Source organism: Pseudomonas citronellolis, assembly GCF_001586155.1.
GTDB classification, from domain to species: domain Bacteria; phylum Pseudomonadota; class Gammaproteobacteria; order Pseudomonadales; family Pseudomonadaceae; genus Pseudomonas; species Pseudomonas citronellolis.
The window spans coordinates 3,598,653-3,619,020 of the sequence record NZ_CP014158.1; the positions used below are offsets into that span (position 1 = coordinate 3,598,653).

A 20,368-nucleotide genomic window follows, 5' to 3' on the forward strand; every position below is an offset into this window, starting at 1 on the left:
TCACCTCGGCCGCATGGGTTTCGCAAACTCAACCCATCCTACGAAAAGCAGCTCGGCGCAGCCGGCGAGACAGTTGCTCCTACAGCTCCAGGGAAGCACAGGCGGTAGGAGCGGACTTCGTCCGCGATTGGACTCACCGGCCACGCCGGACGCCCACGACAATACTGTGCCAAAGACTCGTCCCCAACCCCACCCACATGGACTAACCCGCCATGAAATGGCGCATATGCCCTCGGCAAAGTCACAGCTGCCAGCCCCCCGTCCCGCAGGAGGCTCGCCCTGGGCCGGCGCCTGCGCTATCGTCGCCGCCGGCGCCGCGGGGCGCTTCATTCATCGCAGAGGAACGACAGGCATGAGTACAGCAGACACCACTCCCGGCATCCGCAAGATCGGCGTGATCGGCGCCGGCACCATGGGCAACGGCATCGCCCAGGTGTGCGCCGCGGCCGGGCTCCAGGTGGCGATGATCGACGTGTCCGACGCCGCCGTCGAACGCGGCCTGAAGACCATCGACGGCAACCTCGAACGGCTGATCAAGAAGGACAGGCTGGCCGCCGCCGACAAGCCGGGCATCCTCGCGCGCATCCACGGCGGCACCGACTACGCCGCGCTGAAGGACGCCGACCTGGTGATCGAGGCCGCCACCGAGAACCTCGAACTCAAGCTGCGCATCCTGCGCCAGGTGGACGAGCTGGTCGGCCCCGACTGCGTGATCGCCAGCAACACCTCGTCCATCTCCATCACCCAGCTGGCGGTGGGGGTGCGCAACCCGCAGCGCTTCATCGGCCTGCACTTCTTCAACCCGGTGCCGGTGATGGGCCTGCTGGAAGTGATCCGCGGCCTGCAGACCGCCGACGAGACCCACGCCCGCGCCCTGGCCTTCGCCGGCCTGGTCGGCAAGACCGCGGTGAGCGTGAAGAACGCCCCGGGCTTCGCGGTCAACCGCATCCTGGTGCCGATGATCAACGAGGCCATCTTCGTGCTCCAGGAGGGCCTGGCCAGCGCCGCCGACATCGACGCCGGCATGCAGCTGGGCTGCAACCACCCGATCGGCCCGCTGGCCCTGGCCGACCTGATCGGCCTGGACACCCTGCTGGCGATCATGCAGGTGCTCTACGACGGCTTCGACGACTCCAAGTACCGCCCCGCCCCGCTGCTCAAGGAAATGGTCGCGGCCGGCCGCCTGGGCCGCAAGAGTGGCCAGGGTTTCTTCAGCTACTGACCGCCCTCGAAGAAGGGGCCTTGCGCCCCTTCCGCCGGCCAAGCGCCATTAGATAGCCATCACACGATTCTCAGCGGCAGGCTCTAGCACGCGGTTTCCAGCCGTAGGAAATTTCCGACGAATGACAACCCGGTCACTGGTGATAGCACGAAAAACTGCTAAAACCTGAAAGTTGGAAACCAAAGGAGCTATATCCATGAGGATCATGAAACGCCACGCGCTGGCCTTCGCCGTGATGGCCGCGGGCGCCCAGCTGGCCCAGGCCAGCGCCCAGGACGAGGCGAAGGGATTCATCGAGGACGCCAGGCTCGACCTGCTGCTGCGCAACGTCTACTGGAACCGCGACTACAAGGACCACACCAACGACGCCAAGGTCTGGGGCCAGGGCTTCATCGGCACCTTCGAGTCCGGCTTCACCCAGGGCACCGTGGGCTTCGGCGTCGACGCCTACGGCCTGCTCGGCGTCAAGCTCGACAGCGGCCGCGGGCGCAACTACACCGGCATCTTCAACGAACACGACGACGGCAAGCCGGTGGACAGCCTGTCCGAGGCCGGCGGCGCGGTGAAGCTGCGCTTCTCCAATACCGTGATCAAGTACGGCAACCAGTTCCCCGACCTGCCGGTGCTCTCCCGCGACGACTCGCGCATGCTGCCGCAATCCTTCACCGGCACCCTGCTGACCAGCGAGGAGATCAAGGGCCTGCAGCTGAACGTCGGCAAGTTCACCGCCGACAGCCCCATGGGCAGCCCGGCGCGCGACCCCAACCACCTGGACGAGATCTACCTCTACGGCGGCAGCTACGCGGTCACCGACGACCTCAGCGTGGCGCTCTACCACAGCGACGTGCGCGACGTCTTCGCCAAGACCTACGCCAACGTCAACTACAGCCTGCCGCTGGCCGCCGAGCAGGCGCTGAACTTCGACTTCAACATCTACCGCACCAAGTACGACGATGGCTCCCAGGCCGCGCTGGACTTCGGCGGCGACGGCGACAACGACCGCAACACCATCTGGAGCCTGGCGGCCAAGTACAGCGTCGGCCCGCACGCCTTCATCCTCGCCCACCAGCGCAGCAGCGGCGATGCCGGCTACGCCTACGACTACGGCGACGGCGGCGGCACCATCTACCTGGCCAACTCCTACTACGCCGACTTCAACCTCAAGGACGAACGCTCCTGGCAGGCCAGCTACGAGCTGGACTTCGGCGGCTACGGCGTGCCCGGGCTGACCTACAAGATCGCCTACGTGCGCGGCGACAACATCGACACCGGCGGCGACTCCGACGGCACCGAGCGCGAGCTGTTCAACCAGGTCAAGTACGTGATCCAGAGCGGCCCGGCCAAGGACCTGTCGTTCAAGCTGCGCAACTCCATCTACCGCGCGGACAACGACGTCGGCCCGGACCTCAACGAGGTGCGCGCCTTCATCGAGTACCCGCTGAGCATCCTCTGATGCCCCGGGCCCGCGGCGAACCATCGTCCCGGCCCATATGCACTATCAAGCGCATTCATCATTAGCCTGCGAACAATTTGCTAGCTTATTACCCATCAGGTGTTGCTCGCCTGGTTTTGAAGCATCAAGGCCGTTACCACCCCCGCTTCCCCCGCGACTCGGTAACGGCCTTTTTTTTCGTCTGCGATTCAGGGTTGGGATTGCGCGGCGGGCTCCAGAGCACCCTCACCCCAGCCCTCTCCCGGAGGGAGAGAGGGCCTGCGGCGGAGGCGTTGAGTCCGCTCCACACCCGCCGGCAAACCACCCCGTAGGATGGTGTTGAGCGAAGCGATACCCATCACCGCAGCCGCATGGGTTTCGCAGGCTCAACCCATCCTACGAAGAGCGCCTCGAAGAGTGGCTTTTACGTTCCAGGGAAACCGGGCGTAGGAGCGGACTCTGTCCGCAATTCGGACTTCCAGAGAAACCTCCGAGCGCAGCGAAACGCCCCTTCAGCAGGTCGGGCAAACTCGGAGCGGCGCAGAAACACCCAGACCAAGGCAGTTGCCCGCGTTCGCGGGCATGACGCGGGGCGTGAGACCCATGGTTCCCCCTACGCCTGCCCACCCCACTGCTGCAACCGCTGCCGACAATGCCGCATGGCATTGACGATATGCTTCTCCACCATATCCCGCGAAATCCCCAGACGCTCAGCGATCTCGGCATGGGAACAACCCTCGACCTTGCGCAACAGGAAAGCCTCCCGACAGTTCTCCGGCAACTGCGCCAAAGCCCGACGCAACATCAGCAACTGCTGTTGCTGGATAGCCTCGGTCTGCGGACAACGCTCATCGAGACAACCTTCACGGTCCAGCGCCTCCAGGTCCTCGTTGCGACGGATACGCGCCCGCCGGCGCAAGTCGATGCTGAGATTGACGGCAGTCTTGAAGAGGAACGCCCGCGGCTGCTCGATGCGCTCCTCGGCCTTGCGGTCGAGCAGGCGCAGGAAAGTCTCCTGGGTCAGGTCCGCGGCGGCATGGCGGTCCCCCAGGGTGCGACTGAGGAAGGCGGTCAGTTCCTGGTAGTAGCGAATCAAGAAAAAAGCGCTCCGCCCGTTAGGGGGCTTGCGGGTAAGATCGGCTCTCGCAGCCGACGCTGGCTGACAGCCCGCGCCGGAGGTAATTATAATCACTCGCATCAAGCCGAAAAGAAAGCGTGATCTGGGCGCACTTCGCCGTCCAGCCGTGGAAGCCTTCGATGAACCAGCCCCCCGCCGAGCATGACGACCAGAGCCTGAGCGCCGAAGCCGCGCGCTGGTGCTCGCGCCTGCACGAGGCGGACTGCACCCAGGCCGAGCGCGACGCCTTCGACGCCTGGTGCGCCGAAGACCCGCGGCACCGCGACGAATACCTGGCGATGCTGGAAATCTGGCGCCTGGCCGAACGCCTGCAGGCCCCGGCGCGAGCGCCCCTGTCGCATCCTCCACGCACCACTGCGCGGCCGCGGCGCTCGCGCATCAAGCGCTACGCCACCGCCGCGGCCGTCGCCTGCCTGGCGCTGGGCACGGTCTGGTCGACGGGCTGGTCCGCCGGCTGGCTGCCGTCGCGCATCGGCTACTACAGCGCCACGGACGCGCCGCGCGAGCTGCGCCTGGCGGATGATTCGCAGGTGCGCCTGAACGCCCATTCAAGCCTGTTCTTCGCCCTCTACCGCGACCGCCGCGACGCCCGCCTGGGCAGCGGCGGCGAGGCCTACTTCAGCGTCAGCCACAACGCCCTGCAGCCGTTCACGGTGCGCACCGACAACGGCAGCGTGCGCGTCACCGGCACCCGCTTCAACGTCTGGACCGACGTCAACCAGATGCTCGTCACCCTGCTGGAAGGCTCGGTGATAGTCACCCCGCCGCCCGGCGTGGACAGCAACGCCGCCCAGCTGACCCCGGGCATGCAGGCCCGCTACAGCAGCGCCACCGGGCAGTTCGAACTGGCCCAGGTGGCCCCGGGCGACGCCATCGCCTGGCTCGACGGCCGCCTGGTGCTGCAGGACCAGCCGCTGCAGGCGGCCATCCCACAGATCAACCGCTACCTGGCGCACCCGGTGCTCCTGGACGACCCGGTGGTGGCGGCCATGCGCATCGGCGGCATCTACGACACCAGCGACCTGCAGGCGCTGGTCGACTCCCTGCCCAAGGTGCTGCCGCTGGAAATGCGCCGCCATGACGACGGCAGCATCACCCTGGCCAGCAGGTACGTGCCACTCTGACAGATCCCCCCGTAGGAGCGGACCTTGTCCGCGATGGCCGGCCATCCCGGCGCGAATCGCGGATGAGATCCGCTCCTACGCCGCCCCCCCGCGCCATTCCCATTGTAGGAGCGCGCCCTGCGCGCGAATCGCGGGCAGGGCCCGCGCCTACAAGGCGCGCGTCGTAGGATGGGTTGAGCGATCACCCCCAACCGCATAGGTTTCGCAAGCTCAACCCATCCTACGAAAAGCCATCGCCCCTGAGTGCCCCTCCTCCAATCCATGCCCGCGAAAAAAGTCTTCCGGTTTTTTCCGGTAGCTGCGTCATAGAAGGCTAATCATTCGCATTAATAACAAAACTGCATGGATAGGAGTGTCCCAGTGAACCGCAAGCCCCTGCACAGCAAGCGCAGTCCCCTGGCCCGCCTGGTCGGCGCCGCCGCGCTCGGCCTGACCCTGAGCGCCGCCAGCGTCTTCGCCGCGCCGGTGCGCATCGATATCCCGGCACAGCCGCTGGCCTCGGCGCTGACCAACCTCGGCAGCCAGGCGCACCTGCAGATCATCTTCAACCAGGCCCAGGTGCAGAACCTGCGCAGCCCCGGCGTGCACGGCGAGATGGAGCCGGCGCGGGCGCTGGAGCAACTGCTGCGCGGCACCGGCATCCGCTACCAGGTCGACGGCAGCCGCGTGACCCTGCTGGGCGCCGACGCCGCCGGCAACGACACCCTGGCGATGCCGGCCCAGGTGGTCACCGCCGCCCCCGAGGGCACCGACAGCTACGTACCGCGCACCAGCACCAGCGCCAGCAAGACCGATACCCCGCTGCTGGAAATCCCGCAGTCGGTCTCGGTGATCACCCGCAGGCAGATGGACGCCCAGGGCGTGCAGAACGTCAGCCAGGCGCTGCGCTACGTGCCCGGCGTGCGCGTGGAGACCTACGGCCAGGACCCCAAGGGCTATGACTGGCTGTTCATCCGCGGCTTCAACGGCCAGACCACCAGCGACTACCTCGACGGCCTGCGCCAGCTGAACAACAGCTACACCTTCTTCCGCACCGAGCCCTATGCGCTGGAGCGCATCGACGTGGTCCGCGGCCCCTCTTCCACGCTGTTCGGCCTGGGCGACGCCGGCGGCATCATCAACCGCGTCAGCAAGCTGCCCACCGCCGCCGGCGTGCACGAGGTGGAGCTGGGCTTCGGCAACCACGACCGCATCCAGGGCCGCTTCGACATCGGCGACCGCCTGGTGGACGACGGCAGCCTGCTGTACCGCGTGGTCGGCGTGGTGCGCAAGTCCAACACCGAGTTCGAGTACGACGACGGCCACGAGGTCAAGGACGATCGCTACTACGTCGCGCCCTCCTTCACCTGGGCGCCGGACGAAGACACCAGCTTCACCTTTCTCAGCAGCTTCATGAAGGACGACAGCGGCGGCACCATCGCGGTCAACACCCCGCAATACGGCCACACCGACAACACCCTGCTGGGCGACCACAGCTTCAACCACTCGTACCAGGACCAGTTCACCCTGGGCTACCAGTTCCGCCACCGCTTCAACGACAGCGTCGAGTTCCGCCAGAACCTGCGCTACGGCCAGGTCGACTTCATCCTCAACAACATGCTGCCGCTGGGCACCGTGCAGAGCGCCGTGCCGGCCCTGGCCGCGCTGGTCCCGTCCCTGGCCAACGACGTCCTGCGCTCGCCGCGGCGCTGGGACGAGCACATGAACGCCTTCACCGTCGACAACCAGTTGCAGTTCGACTTCGACACCGCGGGCATCCAGCACACCCTGCTGACCGGCATCGACTATTCGCGCACCGAATCCGACGTCAAGCGCTACTTCGAGAGCCTGAGCCTGGCCAACCTGTCGTACTTCCTGCCGCTGCTGCTGGACCCGAGCAACCCGAAATACGGCCTGAACATCAACCGCCCGAGCACCATCCAGGTCAACTACGACCAGGACATCGACGCCGTCGGCTACTACGCCCAGGACCAGATCAGGTTCGACGACAACTGGCTGCTGACCCTCGGCGGGCGCTACGACAACGTGCGCAGCAGCACCGACGACCACGTCGCCGGCAGCCACACCCTGGCCAAGGACGACGCCTTCACCGGCCGCGTCGGCCTGACCTACCTGACCGACTTCGGCCTGGCGCCCTACGTGGCCTACTCCGAGTCCTTCGTGCCCAACAGCGGCATCGACGGCAACGGCAACACCTTCGACCCGAGCACCGCGCACCAGTGGGAGACCGGGGTGAAGTACCAGCCCACCGACAAGCTCCTGCTGACTCTCGCCGGCTTCGAGATCGAGAAGACCAACGTGCTCACCAACGAGGTGCTCAACGGCGTCAGCACCGGCTTCCAGAAGGCCACCGGCAAGGTGCGCTCGCGCGGCATCGAGGCCGAGGTGAAGGCCCAGCTCGACGAGCACTGGGACCTGCTGGGCTCCTACACCTACACCAAGACCAAGATCCTCAAGAGCAACAACGGCGACGAGGGCAACCACTTCGCCAACGTGCCCGAGCACATGGCCTCGGCCTGGCTCAACTACACCTTCCACGAAGGCGTGGCCGATGGCCTAAGCGTCGGCGGCGGGGTGCGCTACACCGGCTCGGTGTACGGCGACAACGGCAACACCTTCCACGTCGACAACTACACCCTGTACGACGCCGGCGTGAGCTACCCGGTGAACAAGAACGTCACCCTCTCCTTCGCCGCGCAGAACCTGCTCGACGAGAAGTACGTGACCACCTGCGACGACATCGCCGAGTGCTACCCGGGCGAAGGCCGCACGGTGCTGACCAGCGTCAAGTACGTCTGGTAGGCCCACGCCATTCCCCTGTAGGAGGCATGGCATACCCCCGTAGGAGCGGACCTTGTCCGCGATAGCCGGACGCCCCGGCGCGTTTCGCGGATAAGATCCGCTCCTACGCCGCCCCACCCACGCCATTCCAATGTAGGAGCGCGCCCTGCGCGCGAAATCGCGGGCAGGGCCCGCTCCTACAGGTTGCCGGGAGGCACGGTATTTCTTCCCCGTAGGAGCGGACCTTGTCCGCGATGGCCGGACGCCCCAGCGCGTTTCGCGGATGAGATCACCTACGCCCCCCACCCACGCCATTCCCCTGTAGGATGGGTTGAGCGAAGCGATACCCATCACCATGGTCCGATGGGTATCGCAAGCTCAACCCATCCTACGAAAAGCACCTCGGCGCACAGGTACGTAGCTCACGCCCCGTCATAGGCCCTGCGCAACGCCGCGATATCCAGCTTCTTCATCCCCAGCAGCGCCTGCATCAGGCGTTGCGACGCCGCCGTCGCCGGGCCGGCTATCAAGTCCGTGAGCATGGCCGGCACTATCTGCCACGACAGGCCGAACCTGTCCTTCAGCCAGCCACACTGCTGCGCCTCCACCGGGCCACCGGCGGACAGGCGTTCCCAGTAGTGGTCGATTTCCGCCTGGTTGTCGCAGTTCACCTGCAGCGACAGCGCCTCGCTGAACTTGAACAGCGGCCCGCCGTTGAGCGCGGTGAAGGCGACGCCGTCCAGCTCGAAGGCCACGGTCATCACCGAGCCCGGCGAGCGGCCGTGGATTTCCTGGCCGGCCTCGCCGTAATGGCTGACGGCGCCGATGCGCGAGTTGGGGAAGATGGCCGTGTAGAAGGCCGCGGCCTGCTCCGCCTGGTCGTCGAACCACAGGCAGGGGGTGATGCGCTGGATGCGGGACATGGGCTGTCTCCTCGTCTGGGCGCGCGGCCACCGTGGCCGCGCCCTGTTCCTGGTCGTCCGGCGGGACGCGGAATCGACAAGTCTGGAACAGCTCCGACGAACCTGCCCACGCGCCGCTCAGCGGCCGAAGCGGCTGGTCTGCATCTCGCGCAGGCGGCTCAGGGTGCGGCGGAACGGGAATTCCAGGCCGCCCTGGGTGTACAGCGCCTCCAGCGCCACCTCGGCCTCCAGGTACAGCGGCACGCCACGGTCGTAGCATTCGTCGACCAGGGCGATGAAGCGGCGCACGCCGTCGTCCCGGGCCGACAGCGCCGGCAACTGGCGGTCGCCGGCGGCCACGCGCCGGGCGCCGTCCTCGGTGCCGCGGGCGATGCGCGCCTCGCGCCGCTCGCCGCCCAGCTCGGGGATGTCGCCAAGCAGGATGGCGTGGAAGCGATCGCACAGGCCGATGAAATCCTGGGCCGACCAGGGCCGCTCGCAGAGGTCGGCATAGCGGCACCAGAGCACCCCGCGGCCGTGGCGCACCACGGCCAGCTCGCGGTGGCCCAGCGCCAGCGGCGCCTCGCTGCCGCTGCCGGCCAGCGCCGCAAACACGTAGCCCAGGGCGCTGGGCACTCCGGCGCGGCACAGCCAGTAGCGCTGCACCGGCGCGCCCGGGTGCAGGCGGTGGTCCTGGCCGCCGTCGGTGGCCAGCACCTGCATGTGGTGCTCCAGGGCGGCGATGGCCGGGAGGAAGCGCTCGCGGTTGAAGCCGTCGGCGTACAGCCCCTGGGGCGGCTGGTTGGAGGTGGCGACCACCACCACGCCCTGCTCGAACATGGCCTGCAGCAGGCCGCCCAGCAGCATGGCGTCGCCGATATCGCTGACGAAGAGTTCGTCGAAGCACAGCACCCGCACCTCGCCGGCCAGTTCGGCGGCAAGCGCCTGCAAGGGCGAGGCGGTGCCGGACAGCTGGAACAGGCGCCGATGCACCCACTGCATGAAATGATGGAAATGCTGGCGCCGCGCGGGCACCCGCAGGCTGGCGTGGAAGCGGTCCAGCAGCCAGGTCTTGCCGCGCCCCACCGGGCCCCACAGGTACACGCCCAACGGCCGCTCGCCACGGTGCAGTGCCGCCTGGCATTCCTCCAGGCGCTGTGCCGCGTGCCATTGCGCGGCATCCTCGACGAACCCCCGCTCGCTCACAGCGAGGCGGTAGGCAGCCAATGGCGAAGACCGCTCCACGGCGACTCCTTACTCGGCCGGGACGATGATGGAGACCCGGCGGTTCTCCATGCGCCCGGCGGCGCTACTGTTGTCCGCCACCGGGCGCTGCATGCCGCGGCCGATGACTTCGAGGTTGTCCCGGGGCATGCCGATGCCGGCCAGCACCTGGGCCACAGACTGTGCCCGGCGCACCGAGAGCTGCTGATTGTAACCCGCATCGCCGTAGGAATCGGTATGGCCTTCCAGGCGCAGCTTGTCGATGCCCACCGCCAGCAACGCGTGGCCGATGCGCTCGACCTCGCCGCGGCTGGACGGGTCGATGCTGTCGACGTTGTTGCCGAACAGCACCTTGCTCGACAACCCCAGTTCCCAGCCCTCGTCGCCCAGCTGGAAGCCCTGCTGCTGGAGGGCTGCGACCTGCTCGGCGCTCAGCCCCTTCTGCGGCGCCGGCGGCGTCTGGCAGCCGGCCAGCAGCAGCGTCAGCAGCAGGCCGATGAACAGGCGGCTAGGTTTCAGGGGCTTGGCTATCACGGGCTATCTCCTTGTAGTCCTCGGTGTTGGAATCCGTGTCCTCGCCGGCCAGGCTGCGCATGCCCCGGCCGCGGCGCTTGGCCTGGTACATGGCGCCGTCGGCGCGGTGCAGCAGCTCGGCCAGGGTGCGCCCGTGGCGCGGGTAGAGCGCCACGCCGACGCTCAGCGAGGTGCTGATGCTGCTGCCGTCCGGCAGGGCGATGGGCGCAGCCATGCTGGCCAGGATGTCGTCGGCGACGCGCAGCGCCGCGCGGCTGTCCGGCAGCGGCGCCAGCAGCACGGCGAATTCGTCGCCACCCAGGCGCGCCACCAGGTCGCTGTCGCGCAGCTGGCCGCGGATGCGCTCGGCGATGGCCACCAGCACCCGGTCGCCGGCCGCGTGGCCGAGTTCGTCGTTGATCGCCTTGAAGCGGTCGGAGTCGATGTACAGCACCGCCGCCTGCTCGCCGCGCTGGGCCAGTTCGCGCAGGGTGCGGCTCAGGCGGCCCTCGAAGAAAGCGCGGTTGGGCAGGTGGGTGAGGCTGTCGTGGTTGGCCTGGTGCGCCAGGGAGGCGTTCTCGCGCTCCAGGTGCTGCTGCCAGGCTTCCAACTCGTCGAGCAGCGCGTTGAAGTCGCCGCCCAGCTCGTCCAGCTCGGCGATGCGCGCCGAGGGCACGCGCCGCGAGAACTGGCGGTCGCGGCGCACCGCGTGGGCCACCCGGGCCAGGCGGTCGAGCGGCGTGACGATGCGGCTGACCATGCGCCGCGACAGGTAGAAGGCGCCCAGGGCGGTCAGCGCCAGGCAGCCGAGCATGCCGCCCAGGCCGGTGATCAGGAAGGTCAGCAGGCGCCCGCCGGTGCCGGTCAGGCGGATTTCGCCGATCTGCCGGCCGTCGTGGACGATGGGCTGCACTTCCTCGTGGTTGAGCCACCAGCGCCCGACGAAATGCCGCAGCGCGCTCACTCCGTGGCCGCGCTCCCAGGTCGCCAGCAGGCGGCCCTGGGCGTCGTACACGGCGCAGCGGCGCACTTCCTCGGTGCTGGCCACCAGGCGCAGGGCTTCCTCGGCGGCGGCGCTGTCGTTGAACACCACCGCGGCCTCGACGGTGTAGGCCATCGAACGGCCGATCAGGTGCAGGTTGTGCTCGGCATAGGCGCGCAGGGTGAGCAGGCCGACCACCGCCACCGCCAGCCCGGCCATGCACACCGAGGCCAGGGCCACCCCCAGGTGCGCGCGGTACAGCAGGCGGCCCAGCGACTTGCGCCGGGTGCTGCGGCGCTCGGTCAGGCGCGGCAGGTTCATGGCTGGCCCCTCCGCCGGCCGAGGTTGAGCACGTTGGGGTGCACCCGCACGCCGCTGTGCGCCACCGAATCCAGGTTCACCGCGAAGGACGGCGGCGTGGCGCTGAAGTCCAGGCAGAACACGCTGCCGACGCTGCAGTCGGGGTCGTGCTCGCTGAGCGACAGCACCGGGTGCCCGGCGACCCCGGCGAACGCGCGCCGGCGCTGCGCCTCATCCAGCAGGCCGAGGTAGAGCACGTTGCAGCGCTCGCCCAGGGCGGGGTCGTCCACCTGCGCGCGGCGCACTTCGACGCGGCGGCCGTTGGCCTGCAGCAGGTTGCCCCGGCGCAGCAGGTCCTCGGCGTATTCGCTTTCGCCCAGCACGCACAGCTCCAGGGTCTGCGGCTCCCGCGGCCAGCGCACGTAGCTGAGGATGCCCAGCAGCATGCCGCGCAGGGCTGCGCCATCGCCGTCCGCGGCGCCGGAAGCCGCCAGGCACAGGGGCGCCGCCAGCACCCACAGGGTGAGTACCAGGGCACGCTGCAGCAGTGCGGGACGAAGGGAGGGAAAAACGAAGGACACGATGACGGCTCGGCGAGTACCAATACGGCGACAGCACGCGCGGCATCTTAATGGATTGCGGCAGGAATGTGACGTAGAACTGACTTTTAGCTTGACCTGGAACAAGTTTCGTCAGTTTTATGACGTAATTTTCAGCGGAGTCTTACCAGCAGTTGGCAGCGCATCGGCTTCACTTGGCAGGATTTGGCTCTCTGAGTCGATTGCTGCCAATGCGGCGCGAGCTTCCAATGAGGGCACGGCAGCACAGCGCCGCAACCACTCACCAGGAGGCCGCCATGACCCTCGACATCCAAGGGGTGAAAGTCCCCGACAGCCAGCTCGCCCGCGAGATCACCGAACTGGTGCGCGACACCGCCACCCCGCTGCTGTTCCACCACTCCTCGCGGGTGTACTACTGGGGCGCGCTGGCCGGCGCGCGCCGGGGCCTGCAGTACGACGCCGAGCTGCTCTACGCCGGCGCCATGTTCCACGACATGGGCCTGCTGCCGCGCTACTGCAGCAAGTGCGAGCGCTTCGAGGTGGACGGCGCCGACTGCGCCGCCGAGTTCCTGCGCAGCCACGGCATCGCCGAGCGCGACGTGGAGACCGTCTGGACCGCCATCGCCCTGCACACCACCCCGGGCATCCCGCAGCACATGCGCGCGGAGATCGCCCTGGTCACCGCCGGGGTGGAGATGGACGTGCTGGGCATCGACTACGCCGAGTTCCCCGAAGCCGTGCGCGACGCCGTGGTGGCCGCCCACCCGCGCGGCGGCGACTTCAAGAACGACATCATCGAAGCCTTCTACCAGGGCATCAAGGACAAGCCGCAGACCACCTTCGGCAACGTCAAGGCCGACGTCCTGGCCCTGAAGGACGCGCAGTTCGAACGCGCCGACTTCTGCCGGATCATTCTCGACTCGGACTGGCCGAGCTGAGGTTGTCCGCGGCCGGCTCAGAGGCCGGCCACCTCCTCCACCAGGCCCTGCAGCCACTGCATGAACAGCCGCACCCGCGGCGGCTGGCGGCGGTGCGCGTAGAGCAGCGTCACCTCCAGCGGCGCCGGGCGCAGGTCCGGCAGCACCTCCAGCAGGCGACCGTCGGCCAGGTAGTCGCGCAGGCCGTGGCGCGGCGCCTGGATGATGCCCAGCCCGCCGAGGCAGGCGCCCTCGTAGGCCTCGGCGTTGTTCACCGTCACGCTGCCGGCCATCGGCAGGAAATGCGTCCTGCCCTCGCGGCGGTATTCGAAGCCCGCCGGGCGCGTGCCCAGCACCGGAACGTAGTGGACCAGGCGGTGCCCGGCCAGGTCGTCCAGGCTGCGTGGGGTTCCGAAGGCCTGCAGGTAGGCGGGGCTGGCGCAATTCACCTGCTCGAAGCCGCCCAGCGGGCGCGCCACCAGCGAGGCGTCCGCGGCGCCGCCCACGCGCAGCACGCAATCGAAGCCTTCGCGCACCAGGTCGACGCGGCGGTCGGTGCTGCTCACTTCCAGTTCCAGCTGCGGATGGCGGGCGGTGAATTCGCCCAGGCGCGGCATCACCACCTTGCGCGCCACTATGGTCGGCATGTCCACCCGCAGGCGCCCGGCGAGCACCTCGCCGTCGCGGCGGAACAGCCCCTGCAGCTCGTCCATCTGCGCCAGCAGCTCCTTGCTACGCTCGTAGAACACCAGGCCGTCCTGGGTCGCCCGGACCTTGCGCGTGGTGCGCTGCAACAGGCGGGTGCCGAGCAGTTCCTCCAGCGCCTGGACCTGCTCGGAAACGCTGGAGCGCGGCAGCCCCAGCTGCTCGCCGGCCTGGGTGAAGCTGGAGAGTTCGGTGACGCGCACGAAGGTGCGCAACAGTTCGGGCTTGATCATGGGCGGCGGGGCCTGCGGATTGTTCGGCTATGACGATCAGTATTTCCGATTCCGCCAGGTTTATCAGCAACCAGCAGGACAATAACCTTGTCCCCGAAGCCAACCCCACAGGAGCCACGCCATGTCCCGCAAGATCGCCCTCATCACCGGCGCCAGCCGCGGTCTGGGCCGCAACGCCGCACTGCACCTGGCCGAAGCCGGCGTCGACATCATCGGTACCTACCGCAGCCAGGCCGACGAAGCCCGCATCGTCGCCGACGAGATCGAACAGCACGGCGCCCGGGTGCGGATGCTGCCCCTGGACGTCGCCGACAGCGCCGGCTTCTCCGACTTCGCCCAGCACGTGGAGAGCGTGCTGAAGGAGCACTTCGGCCGCCCGCAGTTCGACTACCTGGTGAACAACGCCGGCATCGGCATCCACGCGGCCTTCGCCGAGACCACCGAGGCGCAGTTCGACCAGTTGCTGAACATCCACTTCAAGGGCCCCTTCTTCCTCACCCAGAAGCTGCTGCCGCTGCTCGCCGATGGCGGGCGCATCCTCAACGTCTCCACCGGCCTCACCCGCTTCACCCTGCCCGGCCATGCCGCCTACGCGGCCATGAAGGGTGCCATGGAGGTGCTGACCCGCTACCAGGCCAAGGAACTGGGCGGGCGCGGCATCTCGGTGAATATCCTCGCCCCTGGCGCCATCGAGACCGACTTCAGCGGTGGCCTGGTGCGCGACAATGCCGAGGTCAACCGGCAGATCGCCGGCAACACCGCACTGGGCCGCACCGGTCTGCCGGACGACATCGGCGGCGCCGTGGTCGCGCTGCTGGCCGACAACAGCCGCTGGATCAACGGCCAGCGGGTGGAGGCCTCCGGCGGCATGTTCCTCTGAGCCTGCCGGCCATCCTGGCGCCCTTGGCAATGACGTTATCCGCCGAATCGCGGACGGAGCCCGCGCCTACCCCACCGGCGAACACGCCGCCGCGTAGGATGGCGTTGAGCGAAGCGATACCCATCACCCCGACCGCATGGGTTTCGCCAAGGCTCAACCCATCCTACGAAAAGCACCTCGGCGCAAGACAGTTGCTCCTACCCCACCGGCAAATATGACGTCGCGTAGGATGGCGTTGAGCGAAGCGATACCCACCACCACGACCGCATGGGTTTCGCCAAGGCTCAACCCATCCTACGAAAAGCACCTCGGTGCAGGACAGTTGCTCCTACCCCACCGGCAAACACGACGCCGCGTAGGATGGCGTTGAGCGAAGCGATACCCATCGCCACGACCGCATGGGTTTCGCCAAGGCTCAACCCATCCTACGAAAAGCGCCCCGGCGCAAGACAGTTGCTCCTACCCCACCGGCGAACACGACGCCGCGTAGGATGGCGTTGAGCGAAGCGATACCCGTCGCCACGACCGCATGGGTTTCGCCAAGACTCGACCCATCCTACGAAGAGCACCCCGGCGCAAGACAGTTGCTCCTACCCCACCGGCGAACACGACGCCGCGTAGGATGGCGTTGAGCGAAGCGATACCCATCGCCACGACCGCATGGGTTTCGCCAAGGCTCAACCCATCCTACGAAGAGCGCCCCGGCGCAGCCGGCAGGGAAGCTCGGTCGTAGGAGCGGACTCCGTCCGCGATTGGACTCACCGGCCACACCTGGCGCCCCAATGCATTGGCCGACGCTTCCAGGCGGCGCCGGCTACTTCAGCTGGCGCTGGGCGCAGATTTCCGGCAGGTCGGTGCGCCGCAGGTAGGTCTGCAGCGCCTCGCCGAATTCCAGGCGCTCGGCGATGTTCTGCGCCTGGAGGATCTGCAGGCATTCGCGGCTGAGGGTCATCAGCTCGCCGGTCTTCTGCGCCCAGACGAACTCGCAGGCCGGGACGATGCTGTCCTCGTCCACGTCGAGGCCGAAGGAGTCCTCGCTGAAGCGCACCAGGTACTTGCCGGTCTTGCGGTTGAAGCCGACGAAGCCCTTCAGGCGATCGGCGGCGGCGCAGATGTCGGCGGATGTCAGGGCCATGGTCTTTCCTCCCGTTCTTTCTCGGATCGCGGCCCGCGCCCTCCCCCGGGCCAGGCCGGTGTGTCAGGCGTTCTGCGTCAGGTGCCGGGCGATGGCCTGGCGCAGCGGCGGCAGGCCCTGGGCCAGGCGCAGGCCGGCGTTGCGCAGCAGGCGCGCCGGCGGGCGCGGGTCGTTGTACAGCCCGGCGATCAGGCTGGTGGCCTGGTACAGCGGCCAGGTCGCCAGGCGGTGCGCCAGGGCGTAGCGGCGCAGCGGACCGGCGGCGCCCGGGTCGCCGCCCTTGCGTTTGGCCGCCAGCACTTCGGCGGCCAGGCGCCGGGCGCTCTGCAGGCCGAAGTTGAAGCCGTGGGCGGTGACCGGGTGCATGCCCACCGCGGCGTCGCCCAGCAGCGCGCAGCGCGGGCCGGCGAAGCGGTCGGCGTAGACGCCCACCAGCGGGTAGCAATGGCGCTGCCCGAGCAGGGCCATGCTGCCCAGGCGGTGTTCGAAGCGGCGCTCGATGTCGCGGGCGAAGGCTGCTTCGTCCAGCGCCATTACCTGGGCCATCTCGTGCTGCGGCAGGGTCAGCACCACCGACGAGACGTCGCCGTTGAGCGGCAGCAGGGCCAGGGTCTGGCCGTAGCCGAACCATTCCCAGGCCACCTGCTGGTGGGGCTTGGCGTGGGCCATGCGGCAGACCAGCATGGTCTTGCCGAAGTCTTCCATGCGCGCGCCTATGCCGAGCATGCGGCGGGTTTCCGAGAAGCGGCTGTCGGCGGCCACCAGCAGGTCGGCGGTCAGTTGCTCGCCGTCGTCGAGGGTGAGCCGGGCGCGGTCGCCGGCGACCCTGGCCGATTGCAGTGCGCGGCCGTCGAGCAGGGTCACGTCGGCGCAGTCCTGCACCTCCTCGAAGGCGGCGCGGCGGATCGCCCGGTTCGGCACCAGGTGGCCGAGCTGGCCGGCGCCGGCCAGGCCGGCATCGATGCGCAGGGCGAATAGAGAGGGGCCGTTGAGCACCTGGGCATCGCGCAGCGGCGCGATGTCCTGGGCGGCCAGCCGCGGCCAGATACCGAGCCGTTGCAGTTGGTTGCGCGAGGCGTGCGTCAGGGCGATCTCACGGCCGTCTTCCGCCGGCTCGGCCAGGGCGGCGCGGGCCTGGCGCTCGATCAGCAGGATCGACAGGCCATGGCCGGACAGGGCGCGGGCCAGGCAGAGCCCGGCGGGGCCGGCGCCGACGATGGCGATATCCACGTGCATGGGTGACTCCTCTCGCGGGATGGGCGGTCACGGAGTCTAGGGCGGGCGCCCGGCGCGTTTCTTGTCGTGGATCAGTAGCCGGCGGCGGACGGGCCTGCGGCGCCGGCGCGCATACCGCTTGCGGGGTATCAGCCGCGGGCGCTCTCCGGCCCCAGCTCGCGCAGGGCATGGCGCACGCTCAGGCCTTCCAGCTCGGCGAGGTAGTCGTCCAGGCCCAGCAGGCCGACGCAGGGCGTGGCGCCGCGCTTGTCCAGGCGCCCGGCCGCCAGCTTGCGGGCCAGGGCCACTGCCGCCATGCAGGGGATGTTCGGCCCGTGGTCGTCGGCCGCCTGCAGCTCCCAGCACAGGCGCAGGGGCCGGCCGTCGGCGCCCTCGCCTTCCAGGCGCACGAACATGCCGCTGCGCCCGTCGCCCAGCGGCTCCAGGCCCTGGGCCAGGCGTTGCAGCCAGGGGCTCAGGCGGCTGGCGTCGCGCAGCACGCCCAGGCGCACCAGCCAGGACAGCGCCCAGGTGCCGAAATGCGTGCTGCGCAGGCCCAGGCCGGCGCCGAAGCGCACTTCGCGCACCGTCGGGTAGCGCTGCGGGAAGAGTTCCAGGTCGGGCACGTCGCAGTTGGCCAGCCAGCGCCGCCCCAGGGGCGCCGGGAAGCGGTGGGCGACCAGGTCCTGCCAGCCGTACACCGCCTGCCAGCGGCCGTCGCGCAACTGGCGCAGCGGCTTGCCGCAGTAGCCGAGCACGGCCGCCAGGGTGGCCTGGCCGGGAATCTTCGCCGACGAGCTGATGCCGTGGTGGATGGCGTCCAGGCGGGCGAAGCGCGGCAGCAGTTCATCGACCACCGCGGCGCTGAGCGCCGGCACCGAGCTGGCGCCGGCGCACACCAGCACCCCGGCGCTGCGCGCCGCGCGGTCCAGCTCGCCGATGGCGCAGACGAATTCGCGGGCGTCGGCCAGGTCGACGTAGTGCGCCCCCGCCGCTACCGCGGCGCGCGCCGCCCGGTAGTCCTGGGCCTGGAACGGGCCGGCGGTGGAAATCAGCAGGTCCACCCCCAGCTCGCGCAAGCGCCCGGCGAGGGTCGGCTGGTTCATGTCCAGGCACACCGCCTCGCCGCCCACCTCCGCGGCCAGCAGGCCGGCGCGCTTGCGGTCGCGCCCGGCGACCAGCACGCGCATGCCGTCGATGCCGGCCAGGCGGCGGACGATCAGGCTGCCGAAATTGCCATAGCCGCCGAGCACCATGACGCGAAAATGGCCGGGTGATGCCGACATCGTTTCTCCTTGACGATCAGCCACTCAAACGGCCCACAGGGTAACGCGCGGTGAACGCAACGAACATGACAACCTCGCCGCCGCGCTCAACCGGGCTTGCCGGCGGGATGGCGCGGCAGGTCGTCGTCCAGCGGCCACCAGTTGGCCGCCGAGGCCACGTAGTAATGAGCCTCCGGGCGGCTCGGCAACTCCCCGTCGAGGGCGCCGGCACGCAGCCGCAGGATGCCGGGCAAGGCGTCGCGTTCGCTGTAGATCGGCGAGCCGCAGCGCGCGCAGAACCAGCGGCGCTTGCCCGGCGAGGACTCGAAGGCGCGCAGCTGTTCCTGGCCCGCCAGCAGGCGCAAGGCCTCGCGGCGCACCGGGATGTTGGTGGCGAAAGGCCCGCCCTGGGCCTTGCGGCACTGCCCGCAGTGGCAGACCTGGATGGGCGCCAGCTCGCCTTCGAGCACGAAGGCGATGGCGCCGCACAGACAGCTTCCCCGGTACATGCCTTGCTCCCCTATCCATGAAAGACGCCAGTCTAGGGGATGTGCACGGGCGATGCAGCCCTGCCGTTGGCTGGTCCGGCCTCAGTCGCCATAAGGCGGGTACTGCTCGCCCGGCGCGCGTTTGTGGCGCTGCGGGCTGGGGCCTTCGCGGGGTGGGTGGGGCGGCTGCGGCGGGTCGATCTGCGGGTCGGCCAGGTCCGGCGAGTCGGGGTCGAAGCCCAGGGTCCTGGCGATTTCCGCGTCCTGCTCGGCGTCCCGCGGGTAGCCCGGCAGGCCGCGGGCGGCGTTTTCGCCGTCGCGTTGCGGCCAGGGGTTGCCCAGCCATTTGTGCAGAGTCGGGTTCATGGCGACCTCCGGTCGATGCGGCGATGGCCATTGGAGGACGATGGCGGGCGCAGGTTCGTTCTTTTCGTCGGACAGCCGTTCAATGTCCGGCTGGCGGCGGCAGGCGGATGTGCCGCGCCAGTTCCTCGAACAGCGTGACCACGGTGCGCAGGGCCCGGCAGTCCGGCCGCGTCAGCAGCCACAGCGCGGTGGCGCAACCCGGCAGGTCGTGCTGCAGCACGCGCAGGCCGTCGCCTTCGCGCAGCAGGTAGTCCGGCAGCGCCGCCAGGCCCAGGCCGGCGCGGCACAGTTCGAGCACCGAGAGGATGCTGCCGCAACGGTAGGCCGGGGTGAGCGCCGGGTACAGCTGGCGGCGCCAGGCGACGCTGGGGTGGTCGGGCATGAATTCGTCCGGGGCTATCCAGCTCAGTTCGCTCCAGTCGCGCCCGGCCTGGGCGGCCAGGTAGCTTTCGTGGGCGCACAGGGCGTAGCGCACCTCGCCCAGGCAGCGGCCCACCAGGTAGTCCGGCGGCGCGGTGGTCAGGCGCAGGGCGACGTCGGCGTCGCGCCGGCTGAGGTTGGCGAAGGCGTTGGAGGTGGAGAGTTCCAGGTGCAGGCCGGGGTAGCCGCCCATGAAACGGCCCAGCGCCGGCAGCAGCAGGCCGTGCAGCACGGCGTCGGTGCAGGTCAGGCGCACCGTGCCGCTGAGCACTTCGCGGCCCTGCTCCAGGCCCACCCGCGCCGCCTCCAGGGCCTGCTCGGCCAGTTCCGCCTGGCGCGCCAGCTGTTGCGCGGTGGCGCTGGGCAGGTAGCCGGCGCGGCCCTTCTCGAACAGCGCCATGCCCAGGGCCTTCTCCAGCCGGCGCACCGCGCGGAACACCGTGGACACGTCCACCGCCAGCAGTTCCGCCGCCCGCGCCAGGCTGCCGCCGCGCACTAGAGCCAGTACCAGGGACAGGTCGGCGTATTCCAGTCGATATTGCATTGACGCACTCTTGAATTGCGCA

19 protein-coding genes are annotated in these 20,368 nt (G+C 69.0%); 6 read left to right on the plus strand and 13 right to left on the minus strand.

Annotated elements, in window-relative coordinates; genetic code table 11:
* The first annotated feature begins 352 nt into the window (after positions 1-352).
* Complete coding sequence (locus PcP3B5_RS15680) at positions 353-1,222, plus strand: 3-hydroxybutyryl-CoA dehydrogenase (RefSeq protein WP_061561805.1); 870 nt, start codon at positions 353-355, stop codon at positions 1,220-1,222.
* Between the two features lie 196 nt (positions 1,223-1,418).
* Positions 1,419-2,675 (plus strand): OprD family porin, encoded by a 1,257-nt coding sequence (locus tag PcP3B5_RS15685; protein ID WP_145923909.1) that lies wholly within the window; start codon positions 1,419-1,421, stop codon positions 2,673-2,675.
* 592 nt (positions 2,676-3,267) lie between these two features.
* Here PcP3B5_RS15685 and PcP3B5_RS15690 read toward each other — a convergent pair.
* Complete coding sequence (locus PcP3B5_RS15690) at positions 3,268-3,750, minus strand: sigma-70 family RNA polymerase sigma factor (RefSeq protein WP_043272869.1); 483 nt, start codon at positions 3,748-3,750, stop codon at positions 3,268-3,270.
* 161 nt (positions 3,751-3,911) lie between these two features.
* On the opposite strand from PcP3B5_RS15690, the gene PcP3B5_RS15695 reads away from it, so the two are divergent.
* Together PcP3B5_RS15695 and PcP3B5_RS15700 are read left to right on the plus strand one after the other, a co-directional pair.
* Positions 3,912-4,916, plus strand: coding sequence for a FecR family protein (locus PcP3B5_RS15695; protein WP_061561806.1), 1,005 nt, complete (start codon positions 3,912-3,914; stop codon positions 4,914-4,916).
* Positions 4,917-5,258: 342 nt separating this feature from the next.
* Positions 5,259-7,718 carry a TonB-dependent siderophore receptor gene (locus PcP3B5_RS15700; protein ID WP_061561807.1) on the plus strand — a complete coding sequence of 820 codons (2,460 nt, stop codon included), beginning with the start codon at positions 5,259-5,261 and terminating at the stop codon, positions 7,716-7,718.
* A 401-nt stretch (positions 7,719-8,119) separates the two neighbouring features.
* Here PcP3B5_RS15700 and PcP3B5_RS15705 read toward each other — a convergent pair whose 3' ends face one another.
* From PcP3B5_RS15705 to yfiR, 5 genes are all read right to left on the minus strand, one after another.
* The gene (locus PcP3B5_RS15705; protein WP_061561808.1) at positions 8,120-8,620 is read right to left on the minus strand and encodes a VOC family protein; all 501 of its coding nucleotides are present in this window, start codon (positions 8,618-8,620) and stop codon (positions 8,120-8,122) included.
* Between the two features lie 117 nt (positions 8,621-8,737).
* Positions 8,738-9,844, minus strand: coding sequence for a cell division protein ZapE (gene zapE / locus PcP3B5_RS15710; RefSeq protein ID WP_061561809.1), 1,107 nt, complete (start codon positions 9,842-9,844; stop codon positions 8,738-8,740).
* A gap of 9 nt (positions 9,845-9,853) precedes the next feature.
* The gene (gene yfiB, locus PcP3B5_RS15715; protein ID WP_009621860.1) at positions 9,854-10,357 is read right to left on the minus strand and encodes an outer membrane lipoprotein YfiB; all 504 of its coding nucleotides are present in this window, start codon (positions 10,355-10,357) and stop codon (positions 9,854-9,856) included.
* Positions 10,332-11,639 carry a diguanylate cyclase DgcN/YfiN gene (gene dgcN / locus PcP3B5_RS15720; RefSeq protein ID WP_009621858.1) on the minus strand — a complete coding sequence of 436 codons (1,308 nt, stop codon included), beginning with the start codon at positions 11,637-11,639 and terminating at the stop codon, positions 10,332-10,334. The genes yfiB and dgcN overlap by 26 nt, the downstream gene beginning before the upstream one ends.
* Positions 11,636-12,199 (minus strand): regulatory sequestration protein YfiR, encoded by a 564-nt coding sequence (gene yfiR / locus PcP3B5_RS15725; protein WP_061561810.1) that lies wholly within the window; start codon positions 12,197-12,199, stop codon positions 11,636-11,638. The genes dgcN and yfiR overlap by 4 nt, the downstream gene beginning before the upstream one ends.
* A 275-nt stretch (positions 12,200-12,474) precedes the next feature.
* On the opposite strand from yfiR, the gene PcP3B5_RS15730 reads away from it, so the two are divergent.
* Entirely contained in the window at positions 12,475-13,116 is a 642-nt protein-coding gene (locus PcP3B5_RS15730; protein ID WP_009621854.1) for an HD domain-containing protein, read from the plus strand.
* Positions 13,117-13,133: 17 nt separating this feature from the next.
* Here the strand turns inward: PcP3B5_RS15730 and PcP3B5_RS15735 are convergent, their stop codons facing one another.
* Positions 13,134-14,033 carry a LysR family transcriptional regulator gene (locus PcP3B5_RS15735; RefSeq protein ID WP_009621852.1) on the minus strand — a complete coding sequence of 300 codons (900 nt, stop codon included), beginning with the start codon at positions 14,031-14,033 and terminating at the stop codon, positions 13,134-13,136.
* 121 nt (positions 14,034-14,154) lie between these two features.
* Here PcP3B5_RS15735 and PcP3B5_RS15740 point away from each other — a divergent pair, with 121 nt between their 5' ends.
* Positions 14,155-14,913: an SDR family NAD(P)-dependent oxidoreductase gene (locus tag PcP3B5_RS15740; protein ID WP_061561811.1), complete on the plus strand. Its 759-nt coding sequence runs from the start codon at positions 14,155-14,157 to the stop codon at positions 14,911-14,913.
* A gap of 814 nt (positions 14,914-15,727) precedes the next feature.
* On the opposite strand, the gene PcP3B5_RS15745 is transcribed toward PcP3B5_RS15740, so the two are convergent.
* From PcP3B5_RS15745 to PcP3B5_RS15770, 6 genes are all read right to left on the minus strand, one after another.
* Entirely contained in the window at positions 15,728-16,048 is a 321-nt protein-coding gene (locus PcP3B5_RS15745; protein WP_009621849.1) for a DUF2025 family protein, read from the minus strand.
* Positions 16,049-16,111: 63 nt separating this feature from the next.
* A complete protein-coding gene (gene ubiM, locus PcP3B5_RS15750) occupies positions 16,112-17,284 on the minus strand; it encodes a 5-demethoxyubiquinol-8 5-hydroxylase UbiM (RefSeq protein WP_061561812.1) in 1,173 nt (390 codons plus the stop codon).
* Positions 17,285-17,412: 128 nt separating this feature from the next.
* Positions 17,413-18,549, minus strand: coding sequence for a saccharopine dehydrogenase family protein (locus PcP3B5_RS15755; RefSeq protein WP_061561813.1), 1,137 nt, complete (start codon positions 18,547-18,549; stop codon positions 17,413-17,415).
* Positions 18,550-18,635: 86 nt separating this feature from the next.
* The gene (locus PcP3B5_RS15760) at positions 18,636-19,037 is read right to left on the minus strand and encodes a GFA family protein (RefSeq protein ID WP_061561814.1); all 402 of its coding nucleotides are present in this window, start codon (positions 19,035-19,037) and stop codon (positions 18,636-18,638) included.
* 81 nt (positions 19,038-19,118) lie between these two features.
* Complete coding sequence (locus PcP3B5_RS15765; RefSeq protein ID WP_237143039.1) at positions 19,119-19,382, minus strand: DUF6021 family protein; 264 nt, start codon at positions 19,380-19,382, stop codon at positions 19,119-19,121.
* Between the two features lie 79 nt (positions 19,383-19,461).
* Positions 19,462-20,346: a LysR family transcriptional regulator gene (locus PcP3B5_RS15770; protein ID WP_061561815.1), complete on the minus strand. Its 885-nt coding sequence runs from the start codon at positions 20,344-20,346 to the stop codon at positions 19,462-19,464.
* Positions 20,347-20,368: the final 22 nt, after the last annotated feature.